Annotated in this window: 10 protein-coding genes; 5 read left to right on the top strand and 5 right to left on the bottom strand. The window is 49.1% G+C overall.

What is annotated here, in order from left to right; translation table 11 throughout:
- Positions 1 to 133 precede the first annotated feature (133 nt).
- The 3 genes from JKK62_RS16355 to JKK62_RS16345 are packed head-to-tail and all read right to left on the bottom strand — an operon-like array spanning position 134 to position 3566.
- Positions 134 to 1984, bottom strand: a complete 1851-nt coding sequence (locus JKK62_RS16355) for a LicD family protein (RefSeq protein ID WP_201428857.1) — start codon at positions 1982 to 1984, stop codon at positions 134 to 136.
- Positions 1984 to 2730, bottom strand: coding sequence for an ABC transporter ATP-binding protein (locus JKK62_RS16350; protein ID WP_201428856.1), 747 nt, complete (start codon positions 2728 to 2730; stop codon positions 1984 to 1986). Before JKK62_RS16350 ends, JKK62_RS16355 begins: the two co-directional genes overlap by 1 nt.
- 14 nt (positions 2731 to 2744) lie before the next feature.
- Positions 2745 to 3566, bottom strand: coding sequence for an ABC transporter permease (locus JKK62_RS16345; RefSeq protein WP_201428855.1), 822 nt, complete (start codon positions 3564 to 3566; stop codon positions 2745 to 2747).
- Positions 3567 to 3864: 298 nt separating this feature from the next.
- Here JKK62_RS16345 and JKK62_RS16340 point away from each other — a divergent pair, with 298 nt between their 5' ends.
- Positions 3865 to 4389, top strand: coding sequence for a cysteine hydrolase family protein (locus tag JKK62_RS16340; RefSeq protein ID WP_201428854.1), 525 nt, complete (start codon positions 3865 to 3867; stop codon positions 4387 to 4389).
- A 12-nt stretch (positions 4390 to 4401) separates the two neighbouring features.
- Positions 4402 to 4956 carry an adenylyltransferase/cytidyltransferase family protein gene (locus JKK62_RS16335; protein ID WP_201428853.1) on the top strand — a complete coding sequence of 185 codons (555 nt, stop codon included), beginning with the start codon at positions 4402 to 4404 and terminating at the stop codon, positions 4954 to 4956.
- 37 nt (positions 4957 to 4993) lie between these two features.
- Here JKK62_RS16335 and JKK62_RS16330 read toward each other — a convergent pair whose 3' ends face one another.
- Together JKK62_RS16330 and JKK62_RS16325 are read right to left on the bottom strand one after the other, a co-directional pair.
- Positions 4994 to 5677 carry a zinc ribbon domain-containing protein gene (locus JKK62_RS16330; RefSeq protein WP_201428852.1) on the bottom strand — a complete coding sequence of 228 codons (684 nt, stop codon included), beginning with the start codon at positions 5675 to 5677 and terminating at the stop codon, positions 4994 to 4996.
- Between the two features lie 11 nt (positions 5678 to 5688).
- The gene (locus tag JKK62_RS16325) at positions 5689 to 6678 is read right to left on the bottom strand and encodes an energy transducer TonB (protein ID WP_201428851.1); all 990 of its coding nucleotides are present in this window, start codon (positions 6676 to 6678) and stop codon (positions 5689 to 5691) included.
- Positions 6679 to 6878: 200 nt separating this feature from the next.
- On the opposite strand from JKK62_RS16325, the gene JKK62_RS16320 reads away from it, so the two are divergent.
- From JKK62_RS16320 to JKK62_RS16310, 3 genes are all read left to right on the top strand, one after another.
- Positions 6879 to 8204: a Mur ligase family protein gene (locus JKK62_RS16320; RefSeq protein WP_201428850.1), complete on the top strand. Its 1326-nt coding sequence runs from the start codon at positions 6879 to 6881 to the stop codon at positions 8202 to 8204.
- A 1-nt stretch (position 8205) separates the two neighbouring features.
- Positions 8206 to 8910 carry a hypothetical protein gene (locus JKK62_RS16315; RefSeq protein ID WP_201428849.1) on the top strand — a complete coding sequence of 235 codons (705 nt, stop codon included), beginning with the start codon at positions 8206 to 8208 and terminating at the stop codon, positions 8908 to 8910.
- Positions 8911 to 9199: 289 nt separating this feature from the next.
- Positions 9200 to 9934: hypothetical protein (locus tag JKK62_RS16310; RefSeq protein WP_366503366.1), on the top strand; the 735-nt coding region annotated here is incomplete at its 3' end.

Raw genomic sequence — 9934 nt, 5'->3', positions numbered from 1 at the left:
ACCTGAACCATGCGCGTCTGCCAATTCCGCCATACCTGCTTATTAACTTTGCGGTTTGCCAACCACAAATATTATTTTATCATAAAAAAACCCGCTTGTCAATGACAAATTCGGGCTTTTTTGAAAAATTCGTTTATTTGTTCAATCCGTCATACTTGCCTATATCGCAGAGCAGGATTTCGTGGCAGCCGAGCCTTGTGCTCAGCGGCGCCAGCTGCATGTAGTCGCCGTACAGGAAGCGCAGATACTCGTCATATTTTTCCGGGACAGGCAGCGAATATCCCTCAAAATCAACGTAAACAGCCTTGTCGAGCAAGTTTATGGGGAATACGCCGTTATACACATTCCTGCCCATGCCGTCGTAAAGATATTTGGCATTCTTTTTTCTTTTAAAGAATGAAATAGTATGATTCATCAGCCAAAGACTGAACCTGATGGGGAAGAGCTTTACGCAGAGATTCGTTACAGCGGTCTGGATTCTACTGCCGTTTTCAGTTTTGCGGTGATTCCATTTGTTGAAAACGAGCGCGCGGGTGAAGATAGTCATAGCAAGGTGTATCTTCTGACCGAAGCGTGAGTTGGCTGTCTTGTCGTGACAGAAAATATCGAACGCGATGCCGTTGTGCATTGTCTTGTGTTCTTTGGCGAATTCCGTAGCGAAGGCTGTGCCGTTAACGCGCAGCTTGGCAAATTCATAAAAGCAGCTTTTGTCGGTTTTGTTTGACTGAAAGCTCATGTTTGCGGGCAGCTCGTCAGCGGCGATTTTGCAGAACTTGTCGTAGTCTTCGCGCAGCATCATGATGTCGGAGTCATCGTCCCACGGAATAAAGCCCTTGTGCCTGATTGCGCCGAGAAGCGTGCCGCCGCCGAGAAAATACTTGATATTGTGCTTGCGGCAAATCCTGTCAACCTCAAGCAGATAGGCGAGCTGAATCTGCTGAATCGCGTCGAGTCTGCCGTCGTGAGTGTTCGGAAGCTGCATACCCTCGGTGGTTTTCATATAGCTCATAACGCACAGCTCAAGCGCGGTTTCGAGCTTTAACGCGGCTGAACAGCCGTATGTTTCGATTTTACCCGTTGCGATGGGTGAGTGGTTGAGCTCTTCGCCGTCAGTCAGCGCGATTTTGGCCGCATCGCCGTAAACGTCATGGAGAACAGCGGCGATTGTCGCCGTAGAAACGGTTGAGTTTATACCCGCTGTGTTGTAGACTTGATTTCTGTCAAGCACGTTCATGGCGTAAATTATCGAGCGTAGCACATCGGTCAGGTATACAAACGAGTATTTTTGCTTTGAGTTAAACAGCGAGGTTTCTTTGCCTTCAGCTACTGCCTTGAAAATCGGATCGAGGAAGCTTTCGATTCCCGAATGTGCGCCGAGAATAATACCCGTGCGAAGTGTTGTCAGTTCAAAACCGCGCGCTTTTTTCTCGCAGTTAAACATCGCTTCAATTGTCCTGACAAGCTGGTTTTCCACATTTGCCGCGTCTGTGTTGACAAGGTCCGCGTACTCGTTTTCCGCGTAAATCCTATGCGGCTTCGGGTTGCCGTAAACCCTGCTGTCGCTGAGCAGAATCAAAGGAGCGCCTGTTTTCTGAGCAAGGGCGGAAATATCCTGCGCGAGCTTGATTTCCCTCTTGAAATCTTCTGAAAAATCAGAGATCCTCTCATTGCAGAAGCCCGTGTGGACGATGAAATCTGCTTTGTTTATTTCTGAAATAGAATTATAATCGACAAAATCAAAGTCGTCGCGCAGTATCAGCTCCGCGAACATCTCGTCAATCAGGCTCTTGTCGCGAGCCGCCAGAACGATTTTGCAGCCGAGGCTCCGTGTTTCGTTCTGGTAAATCAGCGCATAGCAAAGACAGCGGGCAAGAGAATGTCCGCTGACTACTATAGTTTTGTTTTTTAATTTTAAGATCTGTTCCTTTTCGACCTGGGGCATAGCCGCCCAGTCTGCCTGGAAATCGGTTAATTTATTTTTCATTATTTTTTCTTATTTTTCTGAGCTGCCTTGTAGTCCTGATAGACCTTGAGGGTTTCGTCTGTATTGCCGTCAAAAATAACGGTGCCTTTTCTCAGGTAAATCGAGCGCGGACAGATCTCGCGGACGGATTCGGCGTTGTGGCTTACGTAGAGAACCGTAGTGCCTGCCGAGATTATCTCCTTGATTTTGTCCTTGCACTTTCTCTTGAAGCTCGCGTCGCCGACGGAGAGAGCCTCGTCGACTACGAGTACATCGGGCTCGATGTTTACATTGATTGCGAAGCCCAGACGCATTTTCATACCGCTGGAGTATGTTCTGACGGGCTGGTCGATGTAGTCGCCGAGTTCGGCAAAATCGATGATACGCTCTTCAATCTGCTTGATATACGCGTCCTCAAGACCGAGAATATAGCCCTTGAGGTAGATATTCTCTCTGCCTGTCATCTCCATCGAGAAGCCCGCGGTCAGCTCAAGGAGCGCCGCGACCTTGCCGTTTACGATGATTTCGCCCTCATCGGGGAAGGCAACGCCCGTAATCATTTTGAGCAGGGTGGATTTGCCCGCGCCGTTGTCGCCGACGATGCCGACGGATTCGCCGCGGTAGATTTCAAAGGAAACGTCGTTGAGCGCTTTGTTGGTTTTGGGGTTGCGCGGCTTGAAGAACAGCGCCTTGAAACGAGCCTGGTCATTTTTGTAGAGAATGTAGGTTTTGCTGACGTTTTTGAAAGTAATAATCGCCTCAGACATTGCTTTTCCTCCGATTAAAGTACGTCAGGAAGCTTTTTCCTGAGTCTGTTGTAGTTGAAGATGCCGAGCGCGAAAACGAAGATGAATTCCGCGAGGAATACGGCAAGCTCCGTTTTGTAGTAGAAGAAGGGTCTGTGGTAGAGGAAGCAGTTGCGGTAGCCGTTTGCGAAGAAGTTAATCGGGTTAAGGAGCATGATAAACTTCAGCGGCTCCTGGAAGCTGTAGGAGTCGTACATGATGCCCGACAGCCAGAAGATACCCGACATAATCGAAACGATAAGGCTTTCAAAGTCCTTGCTGAACGCGGACATAGGTGCGGTAGACCACGAAAGCGCCAGGAAGAACATAAACATCAGCGGGCAGTAGAAGAAGAACTGCAGATTGTACCAGCTCGGACCGATGGCAAAAATGACATAAGCATACATCAGAACCATCAGCATTATGTGTACATAGAGCCTGGAAATCGCTGTGTAGGTAAGAATAGTCGAAACAGGGAACTTGACCTTGGTAATGAACTGCCTGTTTGTTCTAAGGGTCTTTGCGCCCTGAATAATGCTGTCCTGTATGAAGAACCACGGAATAATGCCGATAAACATGAAGGTAAAGAAGTCAATAGAGAACGGGTCGTGGCTTCCGAGGTTAACGTGCATGGTTTTCATGGTTTTGATACCGACAGAGAACGCGAACCAGTATACAAAAACCGTAAACGCGGGCTTCACAACAGCCCAGCCGGGGCCGATAACGGCGCCCTTGTATGTTTTAATCAGCTCGTTTTTCGCGAGCAGAAAGATTTGTTTTCCAAATCCCTTGTGTTCCTTGAAAATCGAAGTAATCAAAAAACAACCTCCTTAAACATAGAGAAAAATATACAAATAACGGTTAACAAAACTCAAAATGACGGGCTTAATTACAAGAGCTGTTCACCTCCGTGAGCCGCGTGTTTGCACACTTGTCCATACTAAATACCATTATAGTACTTTTCCCCGATTTGTCAATCATTTCCGCCTTATTTTTACCGCGGAAAACGGCAGTTCTGCAAATTGCTCAAATTTGTGTTGACGTGATAATCACAATGTGATATTATCATGCTGAGAATACAAAAAAGATAACAATTCAGGAGGAAGCGAGGAGCTTATGAAGCGTTTTTTGGTTGTTGTAGACATGCAGAAGGACTTTGTTGACGGCGCGCTCGGAAGTGTTGACGCTGTTGCAATCGTGCCGGGGGTCGTTGAGAAGATAAAGAGCTTTGACGGAGAAATCTTTATTACACTCGATACCCACTTTGATAATTATCCCGAAACCGCTGAGGGCAGAAAGCTTCCTGTGCCGCACTGCATTAAGGGCACAGAGGGCTGGCAGCTCGACAAAAACGTCACCTGTGCGCTTTCTGACAGAGAATATACCGCCGTTGAGAAGCCTACCTTCGGCTCGCTTGAGCTTCCGCGCCTGATCGAAGCCTCTGCCGATGGCGATGATTTTTCGATTGAAATAATCGGTTTGTGCACCGATATCTGCGTCGTCAGCAACGCGCTTGTGCTCAAGGCGAATTTCCCCGAAATACCGATATCCGTTGACTCCGCGTGTTGCGCGGGCGTTACGCCTCAGGCTCACGAGGCGGCTCTGGCAACAATGAGAAGCTGTCAGATTGACGTTATCTGAGGAGGAATGGGTATGAATAATAAGCCGTTTGACCTTGGAGTGATGGTCGGCCGTTTCCAGACTCTTCACACGGGTCATGTATACATGATAGAAAAGGCTGTTGCCGTCTGCGAGAGAGTAGGTATCTTCGTCGGTTCATCTCAGGAGAGCGGCACCTCAAAGAATCCATATACCTACGAACAGAGGGAACACTTTCTCCGCGAGGTGTTCGGCGATAAGGTGGAAATTTATCCGCTGCCGGATATCGGCGTCGGCAATAACTCCACATGGGGCGACTACGTTCTCAAAAACGTAAGAGAGCGCTTCGGAAAGTCTCCGGATTTGCTCGTTTCGGGCAAGGAGGAACGCCGCGTGAACTGGTTCGACAGCGTAGAGGGCGTATCGGTCGCCGAGCTGTATGTCCCAAAGATAATTGATATGTCAGCCTCGCGTATGCGTGAGTTTTTCATTGCGGACAGTTATGACGAGTGGAAAAAATACACTCCAGAGACGCTGTGGAACGATTACGAAGAGATGAAGTCCGCCGTGCTCGCGGCAAAGGACAATCTCTTTACCGACAGTATATAAAAAATCAAGGCTATGGTTTACGCCATAGCCTTTGCTTTTATTTTTTTGGAACGCGGCTGCTGATGTAATTCAGAACAAAGTCAAAATCCTCTTTTTCCGCGTAGACCTGGTTGTGGTTTAGCACCTCGTTGACTTTGATGAGATTTCGGCGTCGATAGGCTTTAACGCTTCTCACTTTGCCAAATTCCGAGTACATTTCTGTTCGCGCGCCGTTCATACCCATTCCCATTACGGAAAGATTGCCTGTCGCAAAGCCCGCGAGAACCGCGAGGTCTGCGAGAGCCTGAGCCTTCTTGATTTGCTTAGGGTGCTGAATGTGCCGCACACCCTGTTCGTCCATCTCGAACAGAACGCAGTATTTTCCTCCCATGATCGCTGCGTAAATCAGCACGCTGACGGCAACGATCACGGTCATACCAACCACAAATATGCCGAAGAATTTCAAATCTCCAAGCAAACGGTCGGGAAAGAAGTCGTATGAGTTTACCGCGTCAAGGATTATGATAAAGGTGAAAATTCCGAGAAAGACGAAAAAGAAGATTTTCCAGACGAGGAAGAATACCGTAGGGTTTTTCAGCAGACTCATTTCATATACCCAGCGGTACTTTCCGTCGGGACAAAAGACTATATTACGGGACGGCGGCTGAATCACAGCATTGCCGCACCCGGGGCAGAAGCCAGCGTTTTGTCTGAGTGCGCATCCGCATTTCGGACAGTTCATTTACTCACTCCTTACGGGCGCATAAGACCGACGCTCGCCTTCTCACCGCTGGGATTTGTGAATGTGCCGAGACCGTACTGCTTGCCCTCGTATTCCCAGAAGAACCAGATTTCGAGCTTGCCCGAGTTGCTGTAGGCGGTCAGTGAGCCGTTGTCGGCAGCTCCGTCAAACGATGTATCCGGCGTTGAGTCGTTCATATAGTCGCCGCCGTTAACGCTGACGTATTTGTGCTTGACTGTGACGGTCACCGCGTGGTCGCCTGCTTCGATATTGACCTTGCTGAGCTCATTGACGCCTGTTTCGCTGTACATGAAGATTGCCTTCCATTCGCCGTTGATTTTGCTGTTGCTGAAAATCGTGTCGGCGTCGTATGGCATACCACTGTCGGTCGCCTTTAAAAACCACTGTGAAAAATCATTGACAGACGGGTCGCCGACATTATCGGTGTCGATCTTCGGCTTTTCGGTAGCGGGTTCAGGCTTCTCGGTCGGTTTTTCCGTCTGCTTTTCGGTGGGCTTTTCTGTAGCCTTTTCGGTGGGCTGCTCGGTTTCAGCCTCGGTAGGTTTATCCGTAGCCTTTGTAGCAGCGGGCACAGTGTACAACTGTGTCGGCACGGGAAGCGGCGGCGTATTGGGAGTTAATATTCCCGAAAAGAAAAATATCACGGCTATTACAATAAGGACGATAAGCAGCGTAACGGAACCCGCGACAATGCCGATAATCAATCCGACGTTTGTCTTTTTGGGCTGCGGAGCCTGATATCCCTGCGGTGCCGGCTGACGCGGAGTTATGCTCTGCTGATAGGGCTGCTGTTGGTATTGCTTACGGTAAGGCTGAGGCGGCCGCTGTGCGGGTTGATATGGCTGTTGCGGTCTTTGCGGTTGTTGTTGAACGGGCGGCTGAGCGTTTGAAAAAGCACCGTCCTGTCTTTTTCCGCAGTTGTCGCAGAATACCATCCAGTCCTCAAGAGGCGTTCCGCAGAATTTGCAGTTTTTCGCCATTTGCTCCATCTCCCTTGTTGTTAAAATATATATATTTATTATAGAAATCTTGATTGTTTTTGTCAATGATTATTTCGCCATTGTCCGAATTGTCATTGTCAGGGCGATTTGCGCCAATAAATGAAAGGTGTCGCAAAAACCCTTGAAAAAACAAGGTGAATGGCTTATAATAAGTATTAGTTTTTGATTTGGAGGCGCGTATGAAGGTTTTTATTACGATTTTGGTTTGTAAGCTGCTTCGTTTTGTCGGCAAGCTCATCGGCAAGGGCAGCAGCTTCCCGGGACAGATTGCGCTCAAGCTGTGTCCCGATATTCTCAGCAGGGTCACACTTCCCGAGTACATCATCGCAGTAACGGGTTCAAACGGCAAGACGTCTACCGTTGAGATGATCGCCCATATCCTGAGCAAGAACGGAAAATCCGTCTCGTGGAACCGCGAAGGCTCCAACCAGATCGAGGGCGTTACCACTCTTGTGCTCAGCAACGCGACCATGGGCGGCAAGGTGAAGAGCGATATACTCTTGATTGAGAGCGACGAGCGTTTTGCGCGCTACACTTTCAAGTACATCAAGCCCACACATTATGTTATCACTAATCTCTACCGCGACCAGCTGACCCGAAACGGCCACCCTGAGTGGGTGTTCGACGCGCTCAAGGACAGTATATGCGACGGCACCCAGCTTATCCTCAACGCCGACGATCCTCTTGTATCGCTTTTTGGAAAGGACAAAGAGGACGTTATCTGGTTCGGCGCGGACAAGCTTTCATCTGATACCGAGACGCTCGAGAGCGCGTACAACGACGGCGCGTATTGTCCTGCCTGCCGCAAGCCGATGACATATTCGACCTATCATTACAATCACATCGGTCACTATAACTGTACCTCCTGCGGCTATAAGCGCCACGATACCGATTATACCATCACCTCGGTTGACCTCGACGGCGGCGAAATGATGATTGACAGCAAGTACCGCATAACTCTTGCGCTTAAATCCCTGTACAATATCTATAACATTCTCTCCGCTTACACAGTCGCGCGGATTGTCGGCATTGACGGCGCTGAGATTGCCTCGGATATGAACGACTATGTGCTCAAGAACGGCAGAGTCATCACCTTTGAGCTCGGCCGCCGCCGCGGTACACTGCTCACCTCAAAGCACGAGAACAGCATTTCCTACGACCAGAGCCTAAGAGTTGCTTCGGCGTACAAGGAGGGCTGCGACGTTATGATTATCGTCGACGCGGTCAGCAGAAAGTACTTCACAAGCGACGTTTCGTGGCTGTGGGATATTGATTTTGATATGCTCAAGAGCGAGAATGTCGGTGAAATCGTCCTTGCGGGCAAGTACGTGAACGACCTCGCGCTCAGATTTGAGTACACGGATATTCCCGCGGAAAAAATCCGCTGCTTTGAGGATATCAACGAGGCTGTGAACTACCTCGACAGCGACAGGAAGGAATATATCTACGCGATTACCTGCTTCTCTGACAAGGGCAAGTTCCTCGCGCGTGTTAAGGGTGAATGATATGAAAATTTTACATATGTACCACGACGTCATGAATCTCTATGGCGAGTACGCCAACGTCCTCGCGGTTCGCGACATGATCATCAAGAGCGGCGAGTCCTGCGAGGTAGTGAAAAAGAGCTATGGCGACGACGTGAATTTTGATGAATATGACTTTGTGTATATCGGTTCGGGCACCGAGCGAGGTCAGAAGTCTGTTCTCGCGGATTTCCTGCCCAAGCGCGACGCGTTCAAGGCGTATGTCGACAGCGGCAAAGCAGCGCTTCTCACAGGCAACGCCTTTGAGATGCTCGGAAAGACCATAACCGACTGCGACGGTAATGTTTTTGAGGGACTGAGCCTTTTCGACTTTACCGTAACAGAGCAGAACAAGACCCGCAATACCGCCGACGCGGTATTCACAGCTGACTTTCTCAGCCAACCTCTTGTTGGTTTTATCAACAAGTGCAGCGAGATCAAGGGCATCGACAAGCCTATGTTTACCGTAAAGCTCGGTCTGGGCAACTGCAGCGACAGCACAGGCGAGGGCGTGAGAATGAATAATCTTTTCTGTACCCACCTCACAGGTCCGGTTCTAATGAAGAATCCGGAATTTCTGACCTATATCAACAAGCTTATTACGGGCAAGGACGCGGAACCAAATCCTCTCGCGGTCAAGGGTTACGAGGTGACGGTCAGGGAACTGCAGGCGCGTATGGAGCAGTAAATCAGCATAATTAACATTATCATGAAAAGCGACGAAAGGCACAGCATTTATGTGCCTTTCTTTTTTATCCGCTAATTATTACAGGATTGCAATATATTTGGAGTGTGATTTACTAATTACACATAAATTTTTCTGAAAACCAAACTGAAACTACAAAAATCATCAAAAAAATTCTGTGAATTCTCTGTGAAAAAATGACAAAAATGGTTGACTTTTGTAATCGAATCGGTTAAAATAAAATGGAACTTTCTTTTGGAGAATTTTAATTTAGAATTTTGGAGGTGAGCTTTTGAGAGGTTTTATCAAAAAAACCGCAGCTGTCATGCTTTCTCTCGCCGTAACAATCGGCTTCTGCGGCGTCGCCAACGCCCAGTCTGCAAGCACGGATTCAGATGAGACGACCGAGCTTTTTGTCCGCGCCTCGCAGATCAGCGACTACGGCACCTACAGCGCCATTCAGTCGGCGCTTGATACCGCGCGCTGCGGCGCAAGCGAGAACAATATCTACCGCGTCACGGTAGAGCCGGGCAGCTACGACCTCACAAGGGCGCTTCACATATACAGCAATACAATTCTTTCGCTCGGAGGGGTAACCCTTAACCGCAACCCCGAGGCGACTGCAAATATGCTTCGCACGGGCGATTACGATAGCGAGAATTCGGGTGCGACAGGGTACGATGCCCATACCAATATCCTCATCGAGGGCGGTATTTTTGACGGCGGCGGCACATCGAACACGATGATCAAGGTCGCACACGCCAAGGACTTCACCATGAAGGGCGTGACCTTCCAGAATGAGCATAACGGCCATATGATGGAAATCGCGGGCGTCGACGGGTTCAATGTCCTCGAATGCACCTTCCGCGACCAGTATATGGACGCGGACGAGGTCGGCTACGAGGCGATCCAGCTCGATATCCTCAAGAGCGGCCACATCGTACAGTGCCGTTCGGAGGCGTTGACGATGAAGAATATCCGCATCGAGAACTGCGATTTTACAAACTGTCCGAGAGGAATCGGCACC

This window comes from Ruminococcus difficilis, assembly GCF_016680995.1.
Note: the sequence above shows the minus strand (reverse complement) of the source record. Positions and strands in the feature narration are given on the sequence as shown.

Bases quoted from the DNA above. Each gene is read 5' to 3' on its own strand.
- JKK62_RS16355 (WP_201428857.1), bottom strand. From the start codon at position 1,984: ATGAAAAATAAATTAACCGATTTCCAGGCAGACTGGGCGGCTATGCCC.
- JKK62_RS16350 (WP_201428856.1), bottom strand. From the start codon at position 2,730: ATGTCTGAGGCGATTATTACTTTCAAAAACGTCAGCAAAACCTACATT.
- JKK62_RS16315 (WP_201428849.1), top strand. From the start codon at position 8,206: ATGAAAATTTTACATATGTACCACGACGTCATGAATCTCTATGGCGAG.
- JKK62_RS16325 (WP_201428851.1), bottom strand. From the start codon at position 6,678: ATGGCGAAAAACTGCAAATTCTGCGGAACGCCTCTTGAGGACTGGATG.
- JKK62_RS16340 (WP_201428854.1), top strand. From the start codon at position 3,865: ATGAAGCGTTTTTTGGTTGTTGTAGACATGCAGAAGGACTTTGTTGAC.
- JKK62_RS16320 (WP_201428850.1), top strand. From the start codon at position 6,879: ATGAAGGTTTTTATTACGATTTTGGTTTGTAAGCTGCTTCGTTTTGTC.
- JKK62_RS16335 (WP_201428853.1), top strand. From the start codon at position 4,402: ATGAATAATAAGCCGTTTGACCTTGGAGTGATGGTCGGCCGTTTCCAG.
- JKK62_RS16330 (WP_201428852.1), bottom strand. From the start codon at position 5,677: ATGAACTGTCCGAAATGCGGATGCGCACTCAGACAAAACGCTGGCTTC.